We start from the raw sequence: 25728 nt of genomic DNA on the forward strand, positions 1-25728 counted from the left end.
AGTTACACATTAAACAAGAAGTGCATTACATCACCATCTTTAACAATGTAGTTCTTTCCTTCTACTCGCATTTTACCTGCTTCTTTTACTTTAGCTTCACTTCCGTATTCTACAAAATCATTATAAGCAATAACTTCTGCTCTAATAAATCCTTTTTCGAAATCAGTATGAATTACACCAGCCGCTTGTGGTCCTGTTGCGCCAACATTTACAGTCCAAGCTCTCACTTCTTTTACACCAGCTGTAAAATAGGTTTGTTGTTTTAAAAGTTTGTATGCAGAACGAATTAATTTTGCAGATCCAGGCTCATCTAAACCAATATCAGCTAAGAACATTTGGCGTTCTTCGTAATCGTCTAACTCATTAATATCTGCTTCTGTTCCAACAGCCAATACTAAAACTTCAGCATTTTCGTCTTTAACAGCTTCTTTTACTTTATCTACATAAGCGTTACCTGTGTTGGCAGCAGCTTCATCTACATTACAAACATACATTACTGGTTTGTCTGTAATAAATTGAGAAGGCACCACGTAATCTTCATAATCTTCTTCTGAAAATTCTAGAGCTCTTACAGAAATACCTGCTTCTAAGTTTTCTTTTATTTTTAAAAGTATAGCTTCTTCTTTCTGTGCTTCTTTGTTACCCGTTTTTGCTGCACGCTTTACTTTATCTAATTTTTTATCTACAGTATCTAAATCTTTTAACTGTAATTCCATGTCAATAGTTTCCTTATCTCTAATAGGATCAACAGAACCATCTACATGAATAATATTTGGATCGTCAAAACAACGTAAAACATGTAAAATAGCATCGGTTTCTCTAATGTTGGCTAAGAACTGATTCCCCAAACCTTCACCTTTAGAAGCACCTTTTACTAAACCTGCAATATCAACAATTTCTACAGTCGCTGGCAATACACGTTCTGGATTCACCAATTCTTCTAATTTCTCTAATCTTGGATCTGGCACATTTACCACACCAATATTAGGTTCTATAGTACAAAACGGAAAGTTAGCACTTTGCGCTTTAGCATTAGATAAACAGTTAAATAAGGTTGATTTTCCTACGTTTGGTAATCCTACAATTCCGGCTTTCATCGAGTAAATTTATTTAGTCGTTTCCGTTAAAACGGAAATCTCTTTTTTGCGAGTGCAAATGTAGTTAATTAGTATATATAGTTGAATTATATTTTTAGAAATGATTATGAAACGAATTTCATTGCATATCTATTTTATATGATAAGTCCATTTCAATAGTTTCTATTGAATAAACTTTACACCAATCTAAGCCTGTATTACATTTTTAAACGTTGGATGACTCTCAGAAATACTACCCATCCCTTTATTATTCACTTTAAAGGTGACATCTTTTACCGTAGAAAATAATATAACTGATAAAAAATGGGTTTTTAAATGTGATTTTACAATCGTTAATGATTCTTCTAGAGTAAGCTCTTCTTCAATATCCTCTACTTCTCTGGGTCTAAAACTGTATTTTAGCATCACCTTAAAGTCATCTTTATCATAGATAGGTCTTAGGAAAATATTTTTTAGCTCAGGTTTTCCAATGGTTTTAGCCATAGTAAGTTTAGCGAAAGTTTGGTTTTCTATACTTCCTTTTACTTGTTTCCAGAATTCTACAAAAACATCTTGGTATGTCATAAATTTTATAATGAATTAGCAACAAATTTTATTCGCGATCTAAAAGCTTTTTAGACACTTTATAAGTCGCAGCATACACTAATCCTTCTTGGCGTTTCTTAAAATCTGAAAACGCTTTAGTGTACCATTTCGGATCTGTGGCTTTCTTTTTAAAAGCATCATGATTGGCAACCTCGAAGGCTTTACCGTCTAACGAAGGTTCAATTTTATAGATACTAAGTCCAAAATGTTCTGCTCTTTTTAGAACGGTAGCAAAATCCGATTCTGAAAAATAGTGGATAGATTCGTCGTCAAATCCATCATTCTCATTTTTTAAATCGATAAATATATTTTTTTCTAAAAATTCTGATTGTTCCATAGTATGTCTAATTAAATTACTAGGCTTTAATCGTTACACCAAGTAAAGTGCAAAGTTAGTTGTTCTATGCATCATATTTACTCAAAGTATCATATAAATTTATCAAAAAAACTTGAGCTTAAGACTCAGGACTCAATACCATAAATTGTTTTTATTATTTCGCATAAGCACTCAGTATAGTTACCAAAAAGAGTAAAATAATGATTATCAAAACAATAAATATAATATTTTGAAAAAAGAAATTACATGTCTTTTAAATTACACCATGAGTTTAATAGGAACAAAATGGAAACCCTTAGTTTTATTTCACTTATTAGAAAGAGGTTTACGCTCTGGAGTTTTGCAAAAGAAAATTTTAGGCATTTCTAACAAAATGTTTACACAAACAGTTAGGGAATTGGAAAAAGACGGACTGATTACTAGGACGGTTTTCCCTGTAGTACCACCTAAAGTTGAATACAAATTAAGTGCCAGAGGAAAATCTCTAGAAGCCATTTTATGACGTTTGGATAAATGGGGCTTAGATGATTGTAAAAAGTAACCCAAGAAATTTAAAATTAGGCATAAAAAAAATCCTAAGTCAAAAACTCAGGATTTGTATTATATTTTGTAAACACCTATTTAATGTCCATCTGGATGCATAAAACGTTGTTTAGCTAATAATTCCTCTTCAGTTTCTACATGGTCTTCATCTGGTACGCAACAATCCACAGGGCAAACAGCTGCACATTGTGGCTCTTCATGAAAGCCCATACACTCTGTACATTTGTCTGGAGAAATATAATAAACTTCATCACTTATTGGCTCTTGCGTTTCATCTGCATCAACTTCTTTACCATCGGTTAGCACTATTTTACCAGATAAGCTTGTACCATCAGAATAGCGCCAATCGTCAGCACCTTCATATATAGCTGTATTTGGACATTCTGGCTCACAAGCTCCACAATTTATACATTCGTCTGTTATTATAATTGCCATAGTGTTCTATCTTTTCTTTTTACTTTCCGTAATTTTGCAATTGCAAAAATAAAGCCAAAAAGGCTGTTATACAAATAATAATGAGTAACAAAAATTACATAAGCAATGCTTTTGTAGAATTAGGTAAGTTTATTAACCAATTTGCAACAATTCCATTTGCTAAACAAGAACACGTTTTACAAAACGATTTGTTTTTTGATGGCTTTAAACATCAAATAAAACTTGCTAAAGAGCATAACGGTTGGTTTACTGAAAGCAACATTGTTTACACTTTAAATGCTTGGTCTAATGAGCTGACTGATAGCAAAATTAACGATTGGACTAGCAAGTACAACTTTAATATTAAAAACCCAAAGACAGTCGCTATCATAATGGCCGGAAATATACCTTTAGTTGGTTTTCATGATTTTTTATCTGTACTTATTTCTGGACATAATGTTTTAGTGAAACAATCTTCTAACGATAAACACTTACTTCCCTTTTTAGCGAAATATTTAGAGGTTATTGAACCTAATTTTAAGGGTCGAATTACATTTACAGAAGAAAAACTAGAAAATTTTGATGCTGTTATCGCTACAGGAAGCGATAATACAGCGCGCTATTTTGAGTATTATTTTAAAAACAAACCTTCAATAATTAGAAAAAACAGAAATTCTGTTGCTGTTTTAACAGGAAACGAAACTTCTGAGGAACTAGAAGCCTTATCTGATGATATTTTTAGGTATTATGGTTTAGGTTGTAGAAATGTATCTAAAATTTTCATTCCTAAAAATTATAATTTCGATGCTTTTTTTAACGCTGTTTATAAATGGCATCCTATTATAAACGAATCAAAATATGCCAACAACTACGATTATAACAAAGCTGTTTACTTAATGAGTGAATTTGAAATGTTAGAGAATGGTTTCCTAATGATTAAAGAGGACGAAAGTTATGCCTCTCCTATTGCTACCTTATTTTATGAATATTATAGTGATGCTAATGATCTAAAAGATAAATTAATTGCAGATAAAGACAAAATACAATGTATTGTCTCTAATAAGTTTACAGGCAATTACATAGCGTTTGGAGAAACACAAAACCCACAATTGTCTGATTATGCTGACAATTTAGACACTATTGAATTCTTATTAAAAATATAGGACAAATTTTATGAAATTCACAATTAATAATACATCAGAAATTAGCACCTTTGTAGCTGTTTAAAATAAAAATAATAATAAACTTTTCTAATATCACAAACCAATAGATAAAAGGAAAATTAAATACAATTTTAATGATAAAACATAATTTCAGTGCAGGCCCAAGTGTATTACCAAAATCGGTAATGGAAAAAGCTTCAGAAGCCGTTTTAAATTTTGATAACGGATTGTCAATTTTAGAAATATCGCATCGTAGCAAATCATTTGTTGATGTTATGGAGAATGCACGTTCTTTAGCATTAGAATTATTAGGTTTAGAAGGAAAAGGCTATAAAGCGCTATTTCTTCAAGGTGGTGCAAGTACACAGTTTTTAATGGTGGCTCTTAACTTATTAGAAAAAAGAGCAGGTTATTTAAACTCTGGTACTTGGGCAGATAAAGCCATCAAGGAAGCTAAAATTTACGATGATATTTATGAAGTAGCATCTTCTAAAAGTGCTAACTACAATTACATCCCTAAAGGTTATGACATCCCTGAGGATTACGATTATTTTCATTGTACTTCTAACAATACTATTTTTGGAACACAGATAAAAAATTTCCCTAAGTCGCCAATTCCTATGGTATGCGACATGAGTAGTGATATTTTTTCTCGTCAGATAGATTACTCTCAATTTGATTTAATTTATGCTGGAGCTCAAAAAAATATGGGACCAGCTGGTACAACTCTAGTGGTTATAAAAGAAGACATTTTAGGAAAAGTATCTCGTAAAATCCCTTCAATGATGGATTATAAAACACACATCAGTAAAGGTAGTATGTTTAATACTCCTCCTGTTTTTGCAGTATATACTTCAATGTTAACTTTAGAGTGGTTAAAAAGTATTGGTGGTGTAAAAGCAATTGAAGAAGCAAACGATAAAAAATCACGTTTAATTTATTCTGAAATAGATCTCAATCCATTATTTAAAGGTTACGCCGTAAAAGAAGACCGTTCAATGATGAATGCAACCTTCACTTTAGAAAATGAAAATCTTAAAGAAACCTTCGATGCTATGTGTTTAGAAGCTGGTATCAGTGGTATTAATGGACATAGAAGTGTTGGTGGTTATAGAGCTTCTATGTATAACGCATTGTCTTTAGATAGCGTAAAAGCATTGGTAGAAGTGATGAGTGAATTAGAGAGTAAAGCATAACATAATTTGTTGTCAACTCATTCTGTTACTCAATAAAGTATAAAAAATAAATAAATTAAGATATTTCCTCATTAAGGAAATAAAAAACAAGTTTTTAAATGAAAGTATTAGCAAACGACGGAGTTTCTCAAAGTGGAATTAATGCATTAGAAGCTGCTGGTTACGAAGTATTAACAACCACAGTAGCCCAAGAACAATTACAAAATTACATAAACGATAAAAACATTGATGTTCTTTTAGTAAGAAGCGCTACAACTGTAAGAAAAGATTTAATAGACAACTGCCCTAGTCTAAAAATTATTGGACGTGGTGGAGTTGGTATGGATAATATAGATGTAGATTATGCACGCAGTAAAGGTTTAAGTGTTATTAACACTCCAGCTGCATCATCGCATTCTGTTGCAGAATTAGTGTTTGGACATTTTTATGGATTAGCACGTTACTTGCATAACTCTAATCGCGATATGCCATTAGAAGGTGATTCAAAATTTAAAAACTTAAAGAAAGCTTACGCTAAAGGAACTGAACTTAAAGGAAAAACACTTGGTGTTCTTGGATTTGGACGTATTGGCCAAGCCACAGCTAAAGTTGCTTTAGGTGCAGGAATGAAAGTTGTTGCATTTGATCCTTTTTTAGAAAAAGCAGATTTACAACTCGATTTCTTTGATGGTCAGAAAGTGAATTTTGAAATTAAAACTATTTCTAAAGAAGAAGTATTAAAGCAATCAGACTTTTTAACGTTACATGTACCAGCACAAAAAGATTATGTGATTGATGAAGCTGAATTTAACCAAATGAAAGATGGTGTTATTATCGCAAATGCTGCACGTGGTGGAGTTGTTAACGAAGTTGCACTTGTAAAAGCTATTGAAAGTGGTAAAGTGTCTAGAGCAGCATTAGATGTGTTTGAAAAAGAACCACAACCAGAAATTCAATTATTAATGAATCCTGCGTTATCATTAACTCCACATACCGGAGCTGCTACTAATGAAGCACAAGATAGAATTGGTACAGAATTAGCTGAACAAATCATTTCTATTCTCGGATAATATTAAAATGTGACCAAATCAAATAATATGAGTCCTACTAACGTGGGACTTTTTTTGTACCTTATCAAACAAATTATTTTATAACAACAATTAACACATTACAAGATGGCAGGAATTTTAGACTTATTAAACAGTGACTTAGGAAAAACTATTATTAGTGGTGTTTCTGGATCAACAGGAACAGATCAAAGTAAAACTAGTAGCGTATTAACAATGGCATTGCCTGTACTTATGAAAGCTATGGAACGTAACGCTTCTACTCCAGAAGGTGCACAAGGCCTTATGGGAGCTTTAAGCGGTAAACATAATGGAAGTATTTTAGATAACTTAGGTGGTCTATTTGGTGGTGGAGTTGACGATGAAGTTAAAAATGATGGCTCAAAAATTCTTAGTCACGTTTTAGGTAACAAACAACAAGGTGTTGAGCAAGTTATTGGACAAAAAGCGGGTTTAGACTCTAGTTCTGTTGCTAATATCTTACAAGTTGCTGCGCCAATTTTAATGGGTGTTTTAGGTAAACAAGCTAGCCAAAATAATGTAAATTCTCAGAGTGGTATCACTGGTCTTTTAGGAGGTTTACTTGGAGGTAACGATACGGCAAACGAACAAAGCTTTTTAGAAAAAATATTAGATGCAGATGGTGACGGAAGTGTTATTGATGATGTAGCTGGTATGGTCTTAGGTGGAAGTAAAAGCTCAGGAGGAATTGGAGGTCTTTTAGGAGGCATATTTGGAAAATAATATTTCTAACATATAATATATCAAAAGCAGTTCTAAGGAGCTGCTTTTTTTATGCCCTATTCTTTCACTTTAATAAAAGGTAGTTTCACGCATTGAAATAAAGCGTTTACATATTTATAATTGTATCTCAGTCATTAATCACGTTGCTTTGTAATGTTAAATCGAAGTAAAATTTTAATCACTCACACATTTTTTTTAATACCTTTAATACTTATGAAAAAAATTATCCCTTTTGTTATTGCACTTATACTTATTGCAAGTTGTAAATCTTACAATAATACACCAACTACTGATAATGATAATAGCAACAGCCTAGTAGAAAATGATACTGTTATAATTGATAGTGACGAAAACGATTATGAAATCATTATTATAGAACCAGGTTTTAATGCATGGCTAGCAAGTACAGCTAGACCAGAAGGTTATTATTCACAACAATGGTTAGAATCTAGAAATGCACTTATGGTGCAAACTTGGAATCAACGCAACTTACAACCACTAACCTACGACCCTAACCTTTATGAGGTTCGTATAGATTATGATACTAGAACAGATTATGGTTATGAAGTAAATTACAAATTATATAATTACTTTATCTATTTTCAAATAAAACACAAACAACGATTGTCTTCTTTTGCACCTAGGATTTAAGCTGTAAATAAATCTAATTTCATTAATTTTGCAGAACGAAATTAATGCTATGGACAAATTTAAAAAACATTGGGAAATACAACATAATTGGCAGTTGTTATTTCCCTTTTTTGGTTTACTTATATTAGGTTATTCTGCTTTTAAAATTTCTAATGCTTTCTTAGAGAATTATGGATTAACATTAACCATAGTTGCTGCACTTATTATTTTTTTCCTTTTGCTAAAATTAACATTACTAATATTTAAAAAGTTAGAAAAAAAATGGATTCTCGACTATAAATGGGAAATGATCCGCGTATTCATGGTCTTTGCAATAACAGGTTCATCTTCTTTAATTGTTGGCAGACCGATAATAAAATTCATCGGAATTACTAAAGAAAACTTAAATCCTATCCTTTATTGGTTTTTATATATTATCATTGGTCTCGTTTTCTATCAGATTCTTTTAGTAACCTTTGGATGGCTTTTTGGGCAATTCAAATTTTTCTGGGAATTTGAAAAGAAAATGCTAAGAAGATTTGGACTTAAACGGTTTTTAGATTGAGCACAAAAACAGTAATATCATCACTATTTAAAACATTAGCAATTATGCTAGTGCTTTCTGTGTTGTTACCTTCTGCTGTAAAATTAACTCACGCTTTTAATCATCATAAACATGAAGTTTGCGATTCAGACAATGAGCTCAAAACCCATTTTCATAAGTCTGATTTAGATTGTGATTTTTATAAATTTAAACTTACAAACAATTTATTTCTAGTTTTTAATAACTATGAAATACTACCACAAAAAACTGCAACTAAGCAGTTATCTTCATATTATATTTCTTTAAAGAATTATCAACATTCAACACGGTTTGTGAGAGGTCCGCCTCAGGTTAGTTAGAATAAAATATTTTCTAATACGCTCATAAATCTATTCGAATGAAACAAATAATTATTGGCTTAGTTTTAGCTATTTCTAGCTTTAACTATAGTCAAAACTGCAATTATACATTTTTAGGCGAACTCAAAGATTTTCATGATGGCACACCAATAGAATCTGCTACTATTTACATAAAAGAAAGTGATAAATATATAGTTTCAGACTTAGATGGTAAATTCAAAATTGAAAACTTGTGTTCAGGTACCTTAACATTAACGATTTCTCATATTGGATGTGAAACTAAAACAGTTTCATATCAAATAGATAATGATGTTTTTAAGACCATTTTCCTAGAACATCATTTAGAAGAACTCAGTGAAGTTTTGATAAGTTCTAATTTAAAAACTGAGGGCACAAGTATTGAACACTCTATTAACAAAACTATAATTGAAAATTTTTCTGATAAATCATTAGGAGATGCTTTAAACACTATTAGTGGTGTATCTTCTTTAAACACAGGAAATACAATTGCTAAACCAATGATTCACGGTTTACATAGTAGCAGATTATTGATTATTAACAATAATGTTCGCTTATTTGACCAAGAATGGGGAGATGAACACGCTCCTAATATTGATATTAATTCTGGTAACAGAATTGAAGTTGTAAAAGGTGCCAATACCTTAAAATATGGTAGTGATGCTATTGGAGGTTTAATTCTTATTAGACCAAAAAAGTATATAGCTAATGATAGTTTATTTGGTAGCTCAATCTTATCCTTAAATTCAAATGGTCGTGGTGGAAATGTAAACACTGAATTGGTTAAAACATTCGAATCTGGTTATTATGGTAAATTTCAAGCGAGCTACAAGCAGTTTGGCGATTTTAAAGCTGCGGATTACTATTTAACCAATTCTGGTATAAAGAATCTTAATGCGTCTTTAAATTTTGGATATAACAGTTTTGAAAAAGGCTTTGATGCTTATTATAGTGTGGTTAATAACAAATTGGCCATTTTAGAATCATCACATATTGGAAATGTAAATGATTTAGTCGCTGCTATTAATAGCAAAGAACCAAGAGTTATTGATGATTTTTCTTATGAGATAGATTATCCGAATCAAGAAATTTTACATCATTTAGGAAAGGTTGAAGCTTATAAACGTTTTAAAGGTTTTGGAAAATTGACCCTTCAATACGATTTACAGATTAACAGACGTAAAGAGTTTGACCTAAGGCGTGGTGAATTTTCTGATACTCCTGTTATAGATTTGCGTTTATTTACCAATACATTGCAATCTAACTTAAGGATAGATTACCTTAATAATGTTAAGATAGATACTGGTATTTTATTGAGATATCAACAAAACGACGCAATTTCTGGAACAGGCGTTAATCCGTTAATTCCAGATTTTGATAAGTATGATGTTGGTATCTATGCAATAGGAAGTTACAATATAACAAGTACTTCAAAATTGAGTGCTGGCGTGCGTTACGACTTTACTAGAATTAAAGCTAGAAAAGAGTATTATTTAACAGATTGGCAAGATGTTTATAATTATGATGAACTTTTTCCTCAATTTGAAACTAATACCATAGAGGATTCTAGAATTTTAACCTTACCAGAATTTACATTTCATAACGTATCTGCGAATTTTGGATTTTCTAATGACTTTGATAATGACGTATCATTAGTCTTTAATTATGGTTTAGCAACTAGAGTACCAAACCCTTCTGAATTATTTAGTGATGGTTTACACCATGGAGCTGCAAGGATAGAAATTGGTGCCTTAACGCTTAATAAAGAAATTGCAAATAAATTTATAGTTTCATTAGAACGAAATAACGAGAATTTTGGATTTTCAATAAGTCCATATTATAATTATATTAATGATTATATACAACTTATTCCCACTGGTATAAACACTACGGTTCGTGGTGCTTTTCCTGTTTGGGAATATAACCAGGTAAATGCGCAAATATTTGGTGTAGATATCGATGTCAATAAAAAAATTAGTAAAAGCTTTAGTTATAATGGTAATATCAGTCTTCTAAAAGGAGATAATAAAACTGATGATATCCCTTTAATTCATATGCCTGCTACTAATTTTTCGAATAGTATATCTTATAAAAATGACGATTTAAACCAATTAACTATTGGCTTAAATCAAAAAACTGTATTACAACAAAAAAGATATCCAGATTACAATTTTTACACCTATAATGCCACTTTACAAGAAGATGTTTATGTAGATATTAGCTCTACTCCATCTACTTATTCCTTATTTAGCTTTAATAGCTCAATGCAATTTAAAGCTTTTAAAAAAGGGAATTTAAAATTAGAATTTAACATAGAAAACCTATTTAACACGTCGTATAGAGAACATTTAAACAGACTTCGCTATTTCGCAGATGAGTTAGGTAGAAACTTTAACTTAAAAATTAAAATCAATTATTAACAGAATTAATAAAAATATGAAATCAATTAAAACAATCAAATTATTAGCATTATTATTTGTTTCGAGTTTAGCGATAGTAAGCTGTTCTAGTGATGACGACGGAGATCATGATCATGATCACGAAGAGGAACTTATTACAACAGTAACTTATGAACTTACTAACGGAACAGATGTTGTAACTCTAAAATTTCAGGATATTGATGGAGATGGAAGTGCAGCTCCTACATATACAGTTTCTGGACCACTAGCTGCTAATACAACTTACTCTGGTATTATAGAATTATTAAACGAAACAGAAAGTCCTGCTGAGGATATCACATTAGAAGTTGAAGAAGAAGGTGACGATCACGAATTTTTCATAACATCATCAATAAGTGATATTGTAGTTAGCAAAACTGATACTGATGAAGACGGAAATCCAATAGGTATTGAAACTACTCTAGAAACAGGAAATGCTGGTACAGGCACTTTAACAATTATATTAAAACACGAACCTACTAAACCTAACGATGGTACTTCTATTGGTGCTGGTGGTAGTACAGATGTTGAAGTAAGTTTTAGTATCGAAGTACAGTAAATTATTGTTTGTAATACAGTTAAAAAAAGCACTCAATTTGAGTGCTTTTTTTATGTCTTATTTTTATCTGTTTCCTTTTTAAACACATAAGTGTAAAGCCACATTAAAGTAAATGTAGGAATCACATCAAAGCCAGGTAATGCCTCTTCTACAAGAGTAATTACTCCTGCTACTCTACCTGCCTTCCCTGCATATAACTTGGTCATTAACCAACCTGAAACTGGTGCCCAAACGATATCTGAAAATTCACCGATTCCGGGAATTATAAATGAGACCAAACCTAAGGCGTCAAACAGAATACCTATTCCTAATTTTTTGTATTTATTCATATATTGTATTAATTACTAACTTATTTAGAGCAATAATTATTCCAAATAAAATAACCCTATCATGTTTGTACTTAAGGAAATCAATACATTCTTTTTTTAACGTTTAATTAAGAGTTTAGCCTAACGTGAGCACTTAATTTTGTAAAATACAGATGTAACAATCGCTAAATAATTACATCAATCTCCTATTTAAACGACCAAAGCCATTTATGAACACTCGTTCTTTAATTCTTTTGCTTTCCTTATTGTGCTTTACTTGGACTAGTATTGCTCAGAATAAAAAATCGTTAAATATTCAACGTACAACTCAGGCTCCTAAAATAGACGGTGTATTAGATGATGCCATTTGGCAAAATTCAGAAATTGCCACTGGTTTTGTATCCAACAGACCAGAAATTGGTAAAATAGCTTCAAATGAAGAACGTACTGAAGTAAAAATGACATACGATGATAAGGCTATTTATGTTGCAGCTTATCTATATGACGATCCTTCTAAAATAATGAAACAACTGACCAATAGAGATAACTTTGGTCAGACAGATTATTTCATTTTAGTGCTTAATCCTAATAATGATGCACAAAACGATACTTCCTTTTATGTTTTTAGCTCTGGTCAGCAAGCTGATGCTATTGAAAACCCAACTATTGGAGAAGATTTTGGTTGGAATGCCGTTTGGGATAGTGCAGTAAAAATTATGGACGATGGTTGGATCGTAGAAATGAAAATACCATACCGAACATTGCGTTTTGCAGACCAAGACGAACCTACTTGGGGAGCTCAGTTTCATAGAGAATTTAGAAGATCTAGATCACGATTTACTTGGAATCCAATTGACCCAACTCAAGGTTATTCCGGATTATATCATGCCGAAATAAAAGGACTCAAAGATGTAAAACCGCCTAACAGATTAAACCTCTACCCTTTTACTACTGGTATAATTAATAATTTTGACGGAGATACAGATACCGATTTAAACTTTGGAATGGATGTTAAATATGGACTTACAGATAATTTCACTTTAGATGCTACTCTAGTTCCAGATTTTAGTCAAGCAGGATTTGACAATGTCGTTTTAAACCTTGGTCCTTTTGAACAAACCTTTTCAGAACAACGTCAATTTTTTACAGAGGGAGTCGATTTATTCTCTAAAGGTGATTTATTCTTTTCTAGACGCATTGGCAACAATCCAAGTGGAAGACTTAGTCTTAATGAAAATGAAGAAGCAAATATACCTAATGAGGTTAAAGTTTTAAATGCAGTAAAAGTTTCTGGCAGAACAAAAAACGGATTAGGTATTGGATTTTTTAATGCAATTACAGAAAAAACAACAGCGACCATAAAAAACACACTGACTAGCGAAAAACGTAACGATGTTGTAGAACCATTTGCCAACTACAATATCTTAGTCGTAGACCAACAATTTAACGGCAATTCTTCCGTAAGTGTAATTAATACCAATGTACTAAGGGAAGGGCATTTTAGAGATGCCAATGCCACAGCACTAGTGGCAAACATAATTAATAAACGTAATACTTATAATGTTGCCACGGATTTAAGAATGAGTAATGTGAATTACCAGAACACAAATAGTGAAACTGGTTTTAGTAGTTATTTAAAACTAGCTAAAATTCATGGTAATTTGCGCTACAGTTTAGAGCACAGTTTTGCTGACACTAAATTTAACATTAATGATTTAGGATTGTTATTGAGAAATAATTACAATTCTTTTAGTTCTGACATATCATATCAAACTTTTGAGCCTAGTGGAAATTTAAATAATTACCGTATTAATGCCTTCTTTAATTATAACAGATTAGTAAAACCTAATGTCTATTCTCAATCTAATTTTGGTGCCACATACCAAGCTACCACAAAGAAATTAGATGGTTTTGGTTTTAGATTAAATGTTGAGCCTGGCAAGCAAAATGACTATTTTGAATCTCGAGATGGCAGACCATTTATTTATGAAAATTATGTGAGCACAGGAGGCTGGATTTCATCTAATTACAACCGCAAATTTGCTTTAGACTTTAGAGCTAATATTGGTGCATTATTCGAGAATGGAAGAGATTTATTTAATTACGATATTGAAGTTGAACCACGAGTAAGAATCAACGACAAATTATTATTGATATACCAATTCTACTATGATTTTACAAATGGTGGACGTGGTTTTGCAACAAAAGCAGATGATCAATCCATTTTTGGAGAACGTAACAGACAGATTGTAACCAACAGTATTTCTGCTAATTATGCTTTCAACCCTTATAACTCTTTAGCTCTTAGTTTTAGACATTATTGGGATACTGTAAAATACGATAATGAATTATTTACCCTATTAGATTCTGGGAGGTTAACTACAGATTCTGGATATACTTTAGAGACTATGGATAACGATCCGGATATTAATTTTAGTACTTGGAATATAGATTTAAGCTACTCTTGGCAATTTGCACCAGGTAGTTTTTTAACGGCTTTATACAGAAACCAACTATTTAATTTAGATACTCTTGCGGAATATAATTATTCTCAAAGTGTTGATAGTTTATTTGATCAACCTATGCAGCATACTTTATCTGTTAGGCTTCAATATTTTATTGACTTTAATGGCATTAAATCTGTTTTCAATCCTAATAAATCTGATTCTTAGTTTTGTAGAATTAGGGATTAAGTATTACTTTCACATTGTATGAATAAAACTGTTATTTCCGCTAAGCAAATTAAGAAAGCCTATAAAGATCTTGAAGTCTTAAAAGGTGTTGATTTAACCATTTTAGAAGGCGAAGTGATTTCAATTGTTGGTGCTTCTGGTGCTGGTAAAACGACATTGCTTCAAATACTTGGTACATTGGATAAGCCTGATTATAATTCGGACACTGAATTAATTATAAACGACCAATCCATAAAATCTTTAAATGATAAAGCTTTAGCTAAATTCAGAAATAAAAATATTGGTTTTATTTTTCAATTTCATCAGTTGTTACCAGAGTTTACAGCATTAGAAAATGTTTGCATTCCTGCATTTATAAATAACACACCAAAAGCAGACGCAGAAAAGCGCGCTATTGAATTACTAGATTATTTAGGTTTAAAAGATCGCATACATCACAAACCCAATAGTATGTCTGGTGGAGAACAACAACGTGTTGCTGTCGCTAGAGCTTTAATAAACAATCCTAATATCATTTTTGCAGATGAGCCTTCTGGAAATTTAGATAGCGAATCAGCAGATCAATTACATAACTTATTTTTTAAATTAAGAGACGAGTTTAACCAAACATTCGTCCTAGTTACTCATAACCAAGAATTAGCAAATATGGCTGATAGAAAACTAACAATGGTAGATGGGAAAATTATGGGACAATAATCGCTTTACTTTAAAAATATAGCTAATTATTACTTTGTAATGAGCTCTTAATTTAATCTAGACTTAAAACATTGTTAACATCTGTTTCAATTTTTAGGGCAAATAATATCATAAAATAGTACATTCGCTTTTGAACTTTTCTTGAGTTTTTGATTTTAACCCAAAAAGAGATAAAATATATTGAGTAAAGTTCTATACCTAAATTAAAATTTATGACAGTGACGGAGTTCGAACCTATTATAGAAGTTCTAGAAGAAGCCTACGAAATACCACATCTTAATGCTACGCGTAAAATCTCTGCATTATTACCACACAATTACTATGTAACTGATAAACGCTACCCTGTACTTTATTTACAAGATGGTCAAAATCTATTTAATCCTGCAGCACCTTTTGGAGATTGGGCTATTGATAAATCAATGGCACAACTAACACAAGAAGGTTTTGGAGACGTTATAATTATTGCTGTAGATCATGGAAATGAAGAACGCATCAGCGAATACCTGCCCTATTTTCATCCAAGATTTGGAGAAGGAAAAGGTAATTTTTACATTCAGTTTATGATTGAAAAACTGATTCCATATATCAACAGTCATTACAGAACACTAACTGATTTTGAAAATACAGGAATTGGTGGTAGTTCAATGGGAGGATTAATTAGTCTTCATGCTGGTTTAAAAAATCCTGGTGTATTTGGAAAAATGATGATTTTTTCACCAAGCTTATGGATTTCAAATAAGATTTTTAAAAGTACCAAAACATTTCAACCATTAGAAAAATCAAAGATCTATTTATACTCTGGTGGACAAGAAAGTGCAGAGCATTTACCAAATGCACATAGATTAGGAAACATTATTCAAGAAAAAATGATCAATGGTTATAATATTGATTTCAATTTTTCTATTAATGAACATGGCAATCATTCTGAAGCGCATTGGCGAGAAGAATTTCCAAAAGCCGTAAAATGGCTCTATTTTAATTCATAGTTATGACTTACAAACACGTAAAAACATTAGACACCTCAAAAGACTTTATTCTACCTTGTAGAAAAGATCAATTAGATACTATCAAAGAATTTTCACCAATAGAGAAACCAGATTTTGATGGTAGTTTTTCTACTTATCAATTACTTTATGGTAAAGCAGGTAATAGAATATACCTCATTGGTTTAGGTGAAGATAAAAACAGTGCTCAACTTGAAAGTACATTTCACAAATTGGCCTTTGAAACTCAGAAGCATTGGGATAAATCCATTCAAGTGTATGCTGAAGATTTAACTGAAGATGAAACTAAAAAAGCGGTCATTGGATTAGAAATGGCACAGTATGAAATTGGAGAATTTAAATCTAAAAAAGAGAAGCCAAACAAAATTACAATATCTGTATCATCCTCTAAAGCTATTAAAAACAGTTTAGAAGAAGGACAATCTACAGGAGAAACCATCAATAAAATAAAAGCTTTAGTTGATGCGCCACCAAATATTAAAACACCTCAATTTTTAGGGAAATGGGCTTCAAAATCGGCTAAAAACAACGATTATAAGTGTACTGTTTTAAAACATAAAGAGCTTAAAAAACAAGGTTTCGATGCCGTATTATCTGTTGGAAAAGGTAGCGTAAATAAACCTGTAGTTATTATTACAGAGTACACACCAAAAACAAATAAAAACGTAGATATCGCTTTAGTTGGCAAAGGTATTACCTTCGATTCTGGTGGATTATCAATCAAACCTTCAACTAATTTGCACTACATGAAAAGTGATATGGGAGGAGCTGCTGTGGTATTAGGTGTTGTAGAATTGGTTGCTAAATTAAAACTTAACATAAACATTGTTGGTATAGTATGTTCCGCAGAAAATGCCGTTGATGCAGAAAGTTACCGACCAGGAGATGTTATTAACTCCTACTCTGGTAAAACCATTGAAATTATTGATACAGATGCAGAAGGCAGACTAGTATTAGCAGACGGATTGAGTTATGCTGTTAAAAACATAAAACCAGAATATCTTATAGATTTAGCCACCTTAACAGGAAGTGTTGTTAGAACTTTAGGCTATGAAGCTGCAGGAATGTTTACACACAACACAGAAATGGCTAGCACAATGTCTGATATTGGTTATAAAGTGCACGAACGCGTTTGGCAATTACCAATGTTTGAAGAATACAAAAGTGTTTTACATAGCGATATAGCAGATATAAGAAACTTTAGTGGCACACCTTTAACTGGTGCTTCTAATGCTGCTCAATTTTTAGAATTTTTTACCGAAGATCACAAAAACTGGATGCATTTAGATATTGCAGGAGTCTCTTTTGGAGCTTCTCCTTATGCAAAGATGAAAAGTGCCTCAGGTTATGGGATTCAATTAATTACTGAATTTATTAAGAAAAAAGCTTCAAAATAATTCTCAGTTTTGTAAATTGTTTGTTCATTAAAATTATCAACCAATCAAACTGTGGCTTTATTAAAACAAATGAAGCTACATTGATTCTAACTAAGAAAACATGTCCAAACAACCGTTAAATTTCCTTTGTGTATCTACTTATTTTAAAGGTGAAGATTTTCTAAAAAGTGTAAAAGCTGAAGGAAACAATGTCTATTTATTAACTAAAAAGAAATTAGACAAAGAGCCTTGGCCATGGGAATCAATCGATGATGTTTTTTATATTGAAGAATGGAATCAAAGCGACGTTGCTAAAGGTATTGCCTACAAGTTTAGAACTATTAAATTTGATCGTTTTGTAGCCTTAGATGATTTTGATGTTGAAAAAGTAGCACTACTCCGAGAGCATTTTAGAATGCCAGGTATGGGAAGAACCACTGCTCATTACTTTAGAGATAAACTCGCTATGCGAATGAAAGCTCTAGAAGAAGGTGTTAACGTACCAGAATTTACCGATTTATTTAATAACGATACAATTAACGACTATGCAGATCGCGTAAGTCCACCATGGTTAATAAAACCAAGAATGGAAGCCTCTGCTACTGGCATTAAAAAAATTCATTCTAAAGATGAGTTATGGCATGTTGTTAATGAACTTGGTGATGAACGTGATAATTACCTCGTTGAGAAATTTGCTCCAGGAGATGTTTATCATGTAGATGGTTTAAATGTAGATGGAAAAGTTGTTTTTGCTAGAGTAAGTAAATATTTAGATACACCCTTTGAAGTGGCTCATGGAGGAGGCATATTTAGATCTGCAAGTTCTAAGATTGGTTCTAAAATTGAAAAAGGGTTACAAAAAATGAATGCTGACGTCATGAAGGCTTTCGGAATGCAGTTTGGAGCGTCTCACACAGAGTTTATACAATCTAAAGCTACTGGAGAATTATTCTTTTTAGAAACTTCCTCTCGTGTTGGTGGAGCTAATTTGGCCGAAATGGTAGAAGCAGCATCTGGCGTTAACCTTTGGGGAGAATGGGCTAGAATTGAAGGATCAAATCTTAGAAAAGAGAAATATAAACTACCAAAAATCAATAATAAATATGCAGGCATTGTGGTGTCTTTAAGCCGCTTTGAGCATCCTGATACGTCTAGCTTCACTGATGAAGAAATCGTTTGGAAAATGCATAAAGCTTGGCACATTGGATTAATTGTAGTTTCCGATTCTAGTGAACGCGTTTTAGAATTGTTAGATCAGTATACAGAACTTATTGGTAAAGAGTTTCATGCGAGTTTGCCTGCGCCTGATAAGTCTGAGTAATTTTTATATCAACCGTTTTTAATTAGGCAGAAATAATAGGTAACTATAGAATGAACACAGAAACGAAAAACCAATTTCCATTAGCAAGTAGAAAAAGAAGAATCGCAGCGTTTATGATCGATCATTTTGCGATGAGTTTTCTAATCATTTCAATTGCATTTTTGGCGCTTGGATCAGATTTTTTAAATGAACCAGATTTTGCTACTATCACAGCAACTATGCTCGTTGTTTTGCTTCCTGGTTTTTTAGTCTATTTTGGGAAAGATGCAATAAAAGGCATCAGTATTGGTAAATGGATTATGGGAATAATGGTTAGAGATGAGGCCAATCCTGAACATGTACCTTCATTTGGAAAACTGTTATTTCGGAATTTGTTTCTTATCATTTGGCCTATTGAGTTTATTGTACTAGCAGCAAGTAATGAGAAAAAACGACTTGGAGATAAAGTCGTTAAGACAATTGTAGTGAAAAATCCTAACAAACCAAGTAAGACACCTCGAGTTATTGCTTTAATTGGTATTGGTATCGTTTTTATAATTTTTATGGTTCTGTTCACAGGTTCTGCAATGAAAAATTCAGATGCTTACAAAATAGCTGTTGAAAACATAGAACAAAATAAAAAGATTTTAGATGAAACAGGAGGCATAACAGGTTACGGCATGATGCCAACTGGCAGTATAAATATTAGAAATGGTTATGGAGAGGCTCAATTAGAAATTAAAGTTCTAGGAAAAGATAATGATGTCAGTGTTGGCGCTTACTTAACCAAGCAACCAAATGATGAATGGCAATTAATAAACCTTTCTAAAGAATAGTTAATTCTTATTGGAATTGGAACTTTACCACTGATAATATTCTTAATCATTAGCATTTCAATAAAACAATAACGTGTTGCTATAAAATATTAACAATGGTAACGAGAAATACTATTCCTCAAAAAAACCAGTGCTACCTCCTACCCACGTTTTATCCTTGTTGTACTTCACTCCTACCATTTCACCTTTACTTAATCGCATCAAATTACTTACAATTTCGGTTTTGTTGGTTTTAGAATTATGAAGTAGCATCATTCTAATTTCACATTTCGCTGGCTCATCCATCGTTTCAATAACTGGTGCATAAGCTACTTTTTCTTGCAATAAATAGTTGGCTTTGTTTATAATCTTATCAATCATGTCTTTAGTGACATGAATCTCAACTCCTGCTCCTGCAAATGAATACAAAGGTTTAAGAACGTAGTTCTCTAAATCCTCAGGAATACTTTCTAGTTGATCTAAATAATAAGATTTAGGAACATAATCCCCTTTTAACAAAGGCATAGTGTATTTACTAATTCTGTAGAACCAGTTTGGGTGACCAATCCATTCGGCATCAATTTCATCTTGAAAACTAAATTCTGTCTTCAAATCTGTACGCTGATGTAATTCATCAAAAATAATACGGTTGTATATTTTTAGAACTTCAATTTCATTTTGGTTTTCATCTAAATAATAGAGTGTTTTGCCTCTTTTCTTTAAATCAGTAATACAAAGTACTTTTATACCCAGTTTTGCTACTGTTGCATAAAAATCTATAGCTGTGGCTTGTAATTCTGGTTCAATCTCTAATAATATAACATTTTTAGGATTAGTATTTCCTACTATTTCTTGTTGCAAAGCATTTAAATAATCATCTGAAGTCATTCCATTTAAATGCTGAGAAAAACCATCTGGAATAACAATTCCAAAATGTTCGCGATATTTTCGTCCTAACAATTCTTGAAAATAATATAACGAAGGAAACCCTTGAAGTTCAATTAGCTTGGGTGTTAAACTGCCGTTTTCATCTTTACAAATCCCAAAATCTAGTTGAATAAATTTTGAATGGTCGTCTTCATTTGGCACAATTGTATTTTTATCAAAAAAAGCGCCATCTGTTAATTGTTTAAAATTGGGCTTATTGATAACCGACATTATATCATTGCAAGCTTCAATGAGTTTATTTTTTAACGCTTTCGGCAAAAACACAGGTGTTTCTGCAATTTTAAATTTCACCTTATAATTAAAAGACGAATCAATATCTTTCAAAAAGATATTATACTTCTCTTCAGAAAAATTGCTATTATAGGCGTCTCTTATGGTCTTTATCATTGTAATTTATGACATTAAAGGTTCTTTATTTTTTACAATTGCATTTTTTATAAACTTGGGCAAAATGGTATTGTAAGTAAGCTCAATCTTTTCTGGATCATCAATGCGATCCATCATTTGATTATATTTTTCTATTCCAAAACTATCAACAACTTTCTTTTTATTTTCTTCTAAACCAAAATAGGCTTCCATGCTTACTGGTTCTGCTTCGGGATGAAATTGCGTACCTACAAACTCATCAGAAAAACGCACAGCCATTATAGCACGTTCTAACTCCACATGAGTTCTAATTTTTTCTAAACTTAAAATTGCAGCTCCTTGCTTTTTAAACACAGTTAATTTAGGTTGAATAAGTTGCCAATCTCTTGAATCTACAGCATAAAAAGGATCATTTAAACCTTCAAAAATGAGATCGTTATGACCTTTTTTAGTTTTATGAACCTTTAAAATACCAAAAGACGTACTGCGTCTTGGTTTTAATTCTCCCAATTGAAAATAATCGCAAATCACTTGAAAAGAATAACAAATAAAGAATACTGATTTTTTTTGGTGTTGAGATGCTTTATTAAAATCCCAAAGCGATTGCATTAATTGTAAATAAGGTGCTCTCCATGCTCCATCATCTAATGGACTTCCTGGCCCACCACTTGAAATGTAAATATCAAAGGATGTATCTGGAATTTCTAGTTTAGCTCTAACATTGAAGATTTGGAAATCAATATCATCATTAAACGTACTAACAATTTCTTTAATGCAACGCAACCCTTGGTTGGGTTCGTCATTATTCATATCTAAAATTGCTAATTTTAATTTACTCGTTTTCATTTTAATAAGTAGGTGTTTTTATAATCCTAAAATAGTTTGTTCTGTAATATAGTCAACGACCTTAGTAAGGTCATTTGTTTGTTTAAATATTTCTAACTGACGGTCTGCTCCTGTTCCATTATTAATCATCTCATGGATGTACTCAATTTCTTTTCTCGAGCCTAAATCATCCACAACATCATCTATAAAATCTAACAACTCTAGCATTAAAAGTTTTGTATCAACTTCGGTTTCTTTACCAAAATCTATCATTTTTCCTTCTAAACCATAACGGCTTGCTCTCCATTTGTTTTCATTTATTAATGCACGATGATAATTCATAAAATTAAGATTATGCGTTCTTAAATCATACAATTTAGCGACTAAGGCTTGTATAATTGCTGTAATACAAATAGTTTCATTAACCGTTAACGGTACATCGCAAATTCTAACTTCTAAAGTTGGAAAAAATGGATGCACTCTAATATCCCACCAAATTTTCTTAGGATTGTCAATACAATTGGTTTTTACTAAAAGCTTAACGTAGTGCTCGTAATGCGCATAGTTTTCAAAAACACCAGGAATTCCTGTTCTAGGAAATTTATCAAAAACTTTAGATCTAAACGATTTAAAACCTGTATTTCTCCCTTCCCAAAACGGTGAATTTGTAGATAAAGCATACAAATGTGGTAAAAAATAACGCATAGCATTTACCAAATGAATTGCCATTTCTTTATCTTCCATACCAACGTGTACGTGCAATCCAAAAATTAAATTAGATCGTGCTGTATCTTGTAACTCTGTTATAATCTCATCGTAACGTGGGTTTGGTGTAATGAGCTGATGTTCCCATTTTGAAAATGGATGCGTACCAGCTGCTCCTATCTTAAACCCAAGACCATTAGAAATATCAGATATTGATTTTCTTAAATGTGAAATTTGTGCTCTTGCATCTGTAATATCTTCACAAATGTTTGTACCAACTTCTACTACAGCCTGATGCATCTCTGCTTTAACTTGATCGTTTAAAACTTTAGCAGCTTCTGAAACAATTTGTTGATCGTGAGAAATTAATTCTCGAGTAACAGGATCTATAATTTGATACTCTTCTTCAATACCTAGCGTAAATTTCATATTAACATATGAGTTATGGTTAGTTTAAAACTTTTTAACGAAAAAATATAAAATATGATATTCTGAACCAAGTCGAAATAGTTAGAATTCGACTATATACTACTTTAGTTCATAAAATAAACATGAACTAAAGTAGTTTTATTTTAATCTGAATAATTAAACAATTAGGCTTTACCTCCATTTAATTCATCTTGCCACTTTTTTAGCTCATCCCACTTACCTGAAGCTGCCAATTTAGCTTGCTTTGGCCAAGTATCAGTCACATGATTTCCACGAACTTCCGCTATTATTTTAGCAATATCTTCTGATTTAGTTTTAGATAATTTTGTAAAAGTTGCAATACCTGCTTTTACTAAAGTAGCTTCAATTTTTGGTCCAATACCTTCAACTTTCTTTAAATCGTCTGCTTTAACTTCCACTTTCTTTTTAGAAGCCTTTTTAACGACTGGTTTTTTTACTGCCTTTTTCTTTGCTACAGTCTTTTTTACTGGTACTTTTTTAGCAGAAGCAATAACTTTGGTTTCTTTAACTGGAGCTTTTTTTACAGCTACTTTCTTTTTAGTTGCTTTCTTTGCAGGAACTTTTGGAGTTTCTATTTGGTCTCTTACAAAACTTCCCCAAGTAAGGTTCATTTGTCCTTTTTTGTATTTCTTTGCTTTGGCAATTGCCATATCTGCTGCATTCTCAACAATCCAATCAAAATTTTCTTGTCCTACAGAATTAATATCAGCATCTGGAGCAGGATTACAAAAATCAATAGCATAAGGAATACCATCTCTCACTGCAAATTCAACAGTATTAAAATCGTAACCCAAAGCTTTGTTTAACTTAATACAGTATTCTTCAACTAAATCTAATAATTTCTTATCCACTGGAGGTCCATCAATAACATAACGTAAATGATGAGGATTTCTAGGTTCATATTGCATAATATGAATTTTATCAGTCCCTAAAGCGTAACATCTAAAGTATTCAGTGAAGTTAATCTCTTCTTGTAACATCATCACAAGATTCTCTGTCTCACCATGTTTTGCCCATAAATCTTCTGGACTTTCTACGCGATAAACACTTTTCCAACCTCCACCGTCATGTGGTTTCATATAAGCAGGAAAACCAATTGTATCAAACATTTTTTCCCAATCAAAAGGAAATTTCATGTTTCTAAATGAGTTTTCGTCAGTATCTGCTGGACGATGAGAAGATGGCAAAATAAAGGTTTTAGGTACTGGTACACCAATTGATTCTGCTAACGCATTGTTAAAAAACTTTTCGTCTGCACTCCACCAAAATGGGTTATTTATTACAGCTGTACCAGTAATAGCTGCATTTTTTAAATATGCTCTATAAAATGGAACGTCTTGAGAGATTCTGTCTATAATTACAGCATACTCATCAGATTTTGCTTGCTCAACAGTATCTATTGATACCGCTTCTGCAACCATATCTTTAATACCTTGTTCTTTTATTTTTTCGTTAACGCGATCAATAAATGCCCAAGGGAACGTATTTTCTTGACCGAATAAAATGCCTATTTTTCTCATGTTTAAAATGGATTAATTAGTATAGTTAGTTTATAGCTTTGATAAATAATGTGGAAACATTCTATTCCATAATGGCCAATCGTGCTCTGCCCATTTATGTTCATCGTACCAGAAAGGTATGTTTTTTTCAGTTAATATACCAGCTAATTTTTTGTTGGCATCTAAACAAATATCCCACTCGCCTACTCCAAGAACTATTTTCATATTCCATAGATCAGGGTGATTAGCTCCTGGCAAAAAGTCTACAGGATTGTTAAAAAACACATTATCATCATAATGACCGTCTACAAAAGATTTGATATCAAATGCTCCACTCATACTGAACATATGACTTACACGTTCTGGATGTTTAAACGCAAAATTAGCGGCATGATAACCACCAAAACTTGGACCAGCAACAGCGACCTTTTGCATGCTTTTTTCATCACATATTTTATTGACCACTTCATTCATAATAAACTCGTCGTACCAAGCATGATTTTTGGCACGATCTGCAGGATGAATATTTTTATTATACCAACTTAATTCGTTAATACTATCTGGGCAATATATTTGAACCAAACCTTGCTCAACAAACCATCTTACAGATTCTACAAGTTTCATATCTCTACATTCATTATGTTTTCCCATTGTTGTAGGAAACAGAACTACAGGATAACCAGTGTGCCCAAAAACCAGCATCTCTATATCTTTACTTAAAGTTGGTGAATACCATTTAAAGTGTTCTTCTTTCATGTGTTTTATCTGTTATTTAAAAAGTCAATGAAAAGGCTTTAGTTATTATTGTCTAACTATAATAACTTTTCGCATAGCTTATTTCAAAGGTTTAATTTTTAGTTAGTTAATTAAAATTTTAAGTCGCCAAAAATACACTATTTGTACTAATAATTAAATGCCTAATCGTTGAAAACTAAAGCATTAATCAAATAAACAACCTAAGTACTTTTTAAATATCGTAATTTAAAATGAATATAATTCATCTGCCATAATTGTTTTTATACTTTTTTATTAATTAGTCATTAAACACTGTTGAAAATTGCTAAATCCAT

Annotated in this window: 25 protein-coding genes and 1 pseudogene; 16 read left to right on the forward strand and 10 right to left on the reverse strand. The window is 31.8% G+C overall.

All coding sequences use genetic code 11. The features are described 5' to 3' along the window. Nucleotides 1-2: 2 nt before the first annotated feature. From ychF to ACJJVO_RS05395, 3 genes are all read right to left on the reverse strand, one after another. Complete coding sequence (ychF, locus tag ACJJVO_RS05385; RefSeq protein WP_405571357.1) at nt 3-1097, reverse strand: redox-regulated ATPase YchF; 1095 nt, start codon at nt 1095-1097, stop codon at nt 3-5. 186 nt (nt 1098-1283) lie between these two features. Next, the gene (locus ACJJVO_RS05390; protein WP_405571360.1) at nt 1284-1661 is read right to left on the reverse strand and encodes a hypothetical protein; all 378 of its coding nucleotides are present in this window, start codon (nt 1659-1661) and stop codon (nt 1284-1286) included. Nucleotides 1662-1689: 28 nt separating this feature from the next. Beyond that, entirely contained in the window at nt 1690-2019 is a 330-nt protein-coding gene (locus ACJJVO_RS05395; protein WP_405571363.1) for a hypothetical protein, read from the reverse strand. 265 nt (nt 2020-2284) lie between these two features. On the opposite strand from ACJJVO_RS05395, the gene ACJJVO_RS05400 reads away from it, so the two are divergent. After that, entirely contained in the window at nt 2285-2521 is a 237-nt protein-coding gene (locus ACJJVO_RS05400; protein ID WP_405572687.1) for a winged helix-turn-helix transcriptional regulator, read from the forward strand. Nucleotides 2522-2640: 119 nt separating this feature from the next. Here the strand turns inward: ACJJVO_RS05400 and ACJJVO_RS05405 are convergent, their stop codons facing one another. Next, the gene (locus ACJJVO_RS05405; RefSeq protein ID WP_405571365.1) at nt 2641-2997 is read right to left on the reverse strand and encodes a 4Fe-4S dicluster domain-containing protein; all 357 of its coding nucleotides are present in this window, start codon (nt 2995-2997) and stop codon (nt 2641-2643) included. 80 nt (nt 2998-3077) lie between these two features. On the opposite strand from ACJJVO_RS05405, the gene ACJJVO_RS05410 reads away from it, so the two are divergent. From ACJJVO_RS05410 to ACJJVO_RS05450, 9 genes are all read left to right on the forward strand, one after another. Beyond that, complete coding sequence (locus ACJJVO_RS05410) at nt 3078-4139, forward strand: acyl-CoA reductase (RefSeq protein WP_405571368.1); 1062 nt, start codon at nt 3078-3080, stop codon at nt 4137-4139. A 134-nt stretch (nt 4140-4273) separates the two neighbouring features. Beyond that, nucleotides 4274-5335, forward strand: a complete 1062-nt coding sequence (serC, locus tag ACJJVO_RS05415) for a 3-phosphoserine/phosphohydroxythreonine transaminase (RefSeq protein WP_405571370.1) — start codon at nt 4274-4276, stop codon at nt 5333-5335. 98 nt (nt 5336-5433) lie between these two features. Beyond that, nucleotides 5434-6384 (forward strand): D-2-hydroxyacid dehydrogenase, encoded by a 951-nt coding sequence (locus tag ACJJVO_RS05420; protein WP_405571373.1) that lies wholly within the window; start codon nt 5434-5436, stop codon nt 6382-6384. 105 nt (nt 6385-6489) lie between these two features. Beyond that, nucleotides 6490-7125 carry a DUF937 domain-containing protein gene (locus ACJJVO_RS05425; protein WP_405571375.1) on the forward strand — a complete coding sequence of 212 codons (636 nt, stop codon included), beginning with the start codon at nt 6490-6492 and terminating at the stop codon, nt 7123-7125. A gap of 213 nt (nt 7126-7338) precedes the next feature. Further along, nucleotides 7339-7776, forward strand: coding sequence for a DUF6146 family protein (locus ACJJVO_RS05430; protein ID WP_405571378.1), 438 nt, complete (start codon nt 7339-7341; stop codon nt 7774-7776). 49 nt (nt 7777-7825) lie between these two features. Beyond that, complete coding sequence (locus ACJJVO_RS05435) at nt 7826-8320, forward strand: DUF6787 family protein (protein WP_405571380.1); 495 nt, start codon at nt 7826-7828, stop codon at nt 8318-8320. Next, complete coding sequence (locus ACJJVO_RS05440; protein ID WP_405571382.1) at nt 8317-8658, forward strand: hypothetical protein; 342 nt, start codon at nt 8317-8319, stop codon at nt 8656-8658. Before ACJJVO_RS05435 ends, ACJJVO_RS05440 begins: the two co-directional genes overlap by 4 nt. A 38-nt stretch (nt 8659-8696) precedes the next feature. Then, entirely contained in the window at nt 8697-11096 is a 2400-nt protein-coding gene (locus ACJJVO_RS05445) for a TonB-dependent receptor (protein WP_405571385.1), read from the forward strand. A gap of 16 nt (nt 11097-11112) precedes the next feature. Beyond that, nucleotides 11113-11673, forward strand: coding sequence for a type 1 periplasmic binding fold superfamily protein (locus tag ACJJVO_RS05450; protein WP_405571387.1), 561 nt, complete (start codon nt 11113-11115; stop codon nt 11671-11673). A gap of 50 nt (nt 11674-11723) precedes the next feature. Here ACJJVO_RS05450 and ACJJVO_RS05455 read toward each other — a convergent pair whose 3' ends face one another. Continuing rightward, a complete protein-coding gene (locus ACJJVO_RS05455; RefSeq protein WP_405571388.1) occupies nt 11724-12002 on the reverse strand; it encodes a hypothetical protein in 279 nt (92 codons plus the stop codon). A 209-nt stretch (nt 12003-12211) separates the two neighbouring features. Here ACJJVO_RS05455 and ACJJVO_RS05460 point away from each other — a divergent pair, with 209 nt between their 5' ends. The 6 genes from ACJJVO_RS05460 (at nt 12212) to ACJJVO_RS05485 (ending at nt 19886) form a co-directional block, all read left to right on the forward strand. Beyond that, on the forward strand, nt 12212-14653 hold the full coding sequence (locus tag ACJJVO_RS05460; protein WP_405571391.1) for a DUF5916 domain-containing protein: 2442 nt from the start codon (nt 12212-12214) through the stop codon (nt 14651-14653). A 39-nt stretch (nt 14654-14692) separates the two neighbouring features. Beyond that, nucleotides 14693-15370: an ABC transporter ATP-binding protein gene (locus ACJJVO_RS05465; protein WP_405571394.1), complete on the forward strand. Its 678-nt coding sequence runs from the start codon at nt 14693-14695 to the stop codon at nt 15368-15370. Between the two features lie 212 nt (nt 15371-15582). After that, nucleotides 15583-16356 (forward strand): alpha/beta hydrolase, encoded by a 774-nt coding sequence (locus ACJJVO_RS05470; RefSeq protein ID WP_405571397.1) that lies wholly within the window; start codon nt 15583-15585, stop codon nt 16354-16356. A 2-nt stretch (nt 16357-16358) separates the two neighbouring features. Then, on the forward strand, nt 16359-17771 hold the full coding sequence (locus ACJJVO_RS05475; protein WP_405571399.1) for a leucyl aminopeptidase family protein: 1413 nt from the start codon (nt 16359-16361) through the stop codon (nt 17769-17771). Nucleotides 17772-17871: 100 nt separating this feature from the next. Further along, nucleotides 17872-19071, forward strand: coding sequence for an acetyl-CoA carboxylase biotin carboxylase subunit family protein (locus tag ACJJVO_RS05480; RefSeq protein WP_405571401.1), 1200 nt, complete (start codon nt 17872-17874; stop codon nt 19069-19071). A gap of 50 nt (nt 19072-19121) precedes the next feature. Then, complete coding sequence (locus tag ACJJVO_RS05485) at nt 19122-19886, forward strand: RDD family protein (RefSeq protein ID WP_405571403.1); 765 nt, start codon at nt 19122-19124, stop codon at nt 19884-19886. A 111-nt stretch (nt 19887-19997) separates the two neighbouring features. On the opposite strand, the gene ACJJVO_RS05490 is transcribed toward ACJJVO_RS05485, so the two are convergent. The 5 genes and pseudogenes from ACJJVO_RS05490 to ACJJVO_RS05510 all read right to left on the reverse strand — a co-directional run bounded on the left by ACJJVO_RS05490 (nt 19998) and on the right by ACJJVO_RS05510 (nt 25414). Then, a complete protein-coding gene (locus tag ACJJVO_RS05490) occupies nt 19998-21200 on the reverse strand; it encodes a hypothetical protein (protein WP_405571406.1) in 1203 nt (400 codons plus the stop codon). A 6-nt stretch (nt 21201-21206) separates the two neighbouring features. Then, on the reverse strand, nt 21207-22025 hold the full coding sequence (locus ACJJVO_RS05495) for a type 1 glutamine amidotransferase (protein WP_405571408.1): 819 nt from the start codon (nt 22023-22025) through the stop codon (nt 21207-21209). Between the two features lie 18 nt (nt 22026-22043). Further along, nucleotides 22044-23138 carry a carboxylate-amine ligase gene (locus ACJJVO_RS05500; protein ID WP_405571411.1) on the reverse strand — a complete coding sequence of 365 codons (1095 nt, stop codon included), beginning with the start codon at nt 23136-23138 and terminating at the stop codon, nt 22044-22046. Nucleotides 23139-23728: 590 nt separating this feature from the next. Next, a pseudogene (locus tag ACJJVO_RS05505) lies at nt 23729-24679 on the reverse strand (RimK family alpha-L-glutamate ligase); the annotation flags it as partial. A gap of 30 nt (nt 24680-24709) precedes the next feature. Further along, complete coding sequence (locus ACJJVO_RS05510; protein ID WP_405571414.1) at nt 24710-25414, reverse strand: esterase family protein; 705 nt, start codon at nt 25412-25414, stop codon at nt 24710-24712. Nucleotides 25415-25728: the final 314 nt, after the last annotated feature.

The sequence above is a fragment of the Winogradskyella sp. Asnod2-B02-A genome (assembly GCF_045063645.1).
GTDB lineage: Bacteria > Bacteroidota > Bacteroidia > Flavobacteriales > Flavobacteriaceae > Winogradskyella.

Excerpts from the sequence above, each read along its gene's own strand:
- ACJJVO_RS05470 (WP_405571397.1), top strand. The coding sequence starts at position 15,583 with ATGACAGTGACGGAGTTCGAACCTATTATAGAAGTTCTAGAAGAAGCC.
- ACJJVO_RS05465 (WP_405571394.1), top strand. The coding sequence starts at position 14,693 with ATGAATAAAACTGTTATTTCCGCTAAGCAAATTAAGAAAGCCTATAAA.
- ACJJVO_RS05480 (WP_405571401.1), top strand. The coding sequence starts at position 17,872 with ATGTCCAAACAACCGTTAAATTTCCTTTGTGTATCTACTTATTTTAAA.
- ACJJVO_RS05445 (WP_405571385.1), top strand. The coding sequence starts at position 8,697 with ATGAAACAAATAATTATTGGCTTAGTTTTAGCTATTTCTAGCTTTAAC.
- ACJJVO_RS05405 (WP_405571365.1), bottom strand. The coding sequence starts at position 2,997 with ATGGCAATTATAATAACAGACGAATGTATAAATTGTGGAGCTTGTGAG.
- ACJJVO_RS05400 (WP_405572687.1), top strand. The coding sequence starts at position 2,285 with ATGAGTTTAATAGGAACAAAATGGAAACCCTTAGTTTTATTTCACTTA.
- ACJJVO_RS05475 (WP_405571399.1), top strand. The coding sequence starts at position 16,359 with ATGACTTACAAACACGTAAAAACATTAGACACCTCAAAAGACTTTATT.
- ACJJVO_RS05395 (WP_405571363.1), bottom strand. The coding sequence starts at position 2,019 with ATGGAACAATCAGAATTTTTAGAAAAAAATATATTTATCGATTTAAAA.
- ACJJVO_RS05420 (WP_405571373.1), top strand. The coding sequence starts at position 5,434 with ATGAAAGTATTAGCAAACGACGGAGTTTCTCAAAGTGGAATTAATGCA.
- ACJJVO_RS05460 (WP_405571391.1), top strand. The coding sequence starts at position 12,212 with ATGAACACTCGTTCTTTAATTCTTTTGCTTTCCTTATTGTGCTTTACT.
- ACJJVO_RS05510 (WP_405571414.1), bottom strand. The coding sequence starts at position 25,414 with ATGAAAGAAGAACACTTTAAATGGTATTCACCAACTTTAAGTAAAGAT.
- ACJJVO_RS05425 (WP_405571375.1), top strand. The coding sequence starts at position 6,490 with ATGGCAGGAATTTTAGACTTATTAAACAGTGACTTAGGAAAAACTATT.
- ACJJVO_RS05495 (WP_405571408.1), bottom strand. The coding sequence starts at position 22,025 with ATGAAAACGAGTAAATTAAAATTAGCAATTTTAGATATGAATAATGAC.
- ychF (WP_405571357.1), bottom strand. The coding sequence starts at position 1,097 with ATGAAAGCCGGAATTGTAGGATTACCAAACGTAGGAAAATCAACCTTA.
- ACJJVO_RS05490 (WP_405571406.1), bottom strand. The coding sequence starts at position 21,200 with ATGATAAAGACCATAAGAGACGCCTATAATAGCAATTTTTCTGAAGAG.
- ACJJVO_RS05455 (WP_405571388.1), bottom strand. The coding sequence starts at position 12,002 with ATGAATAAATACAAAAAATTAGGAATAGGTATTCTGTTTGACGCCTTA.
- serC (WP_405571370.1), top strand. The coding sequence starts at position 4,274 with ATGATAAAACATAATTTCAGTGCAGGCCCAAGTGTATTACCAAAATCG.
- ACJJVO_RS05410 (WP_405571368.1), top strand. The coding sequence starts at position 3,078 with ATGAGTAACAAAAATTACATAAGCAATGCTTTTGTAGAATTAGGTAAG.
- ACJJVO_RS05390 (WP_405571360.1), bottom strand. The coding sequence starts at position 1,661 with ATGACATACCAAGATGTTTTTGTAGAATTCTGGAAACAAGTAAAAGGA.
- ACJJVO_RS05430 (WP_405571378.1), top strand. The coding sequence starts at position 7,339 with ATGAAAAAAATTATCCCTTTTGTTATTGCACTTATACTTATTGCAAGT.
- ACJJVO_RS05450 (WP_405571387.1), top strand. The coding sequence starts at position 11,113 with ATGAAATCAATTAAAACAATCAAATTATTAGCATTATTATTTGTTTCG.
- ACJJVO_RS05500 (WP_405571411.1), bottom strand. The coding sequence starts at position 23,138 with ATGAAATTTACGCTAGGTATTGAAGAAGAGTATCAAATTATAGATCCT.
- ACJJVO_RS05485 (WP_405571403.1), top strand. The coding sequence starts at position 19,122 with ATGAACACAGAAACGAAAAACCAATTTCCATTAGCAAGTAGAAAAAGA.
- ACJJVO_RS05435 (WP_405571380.1), top strand. The coding sequence starts at position 7,826 with ATGGACAAATTTAAAAAACATTGGGAAATACAACATAATTGGCAGTTG.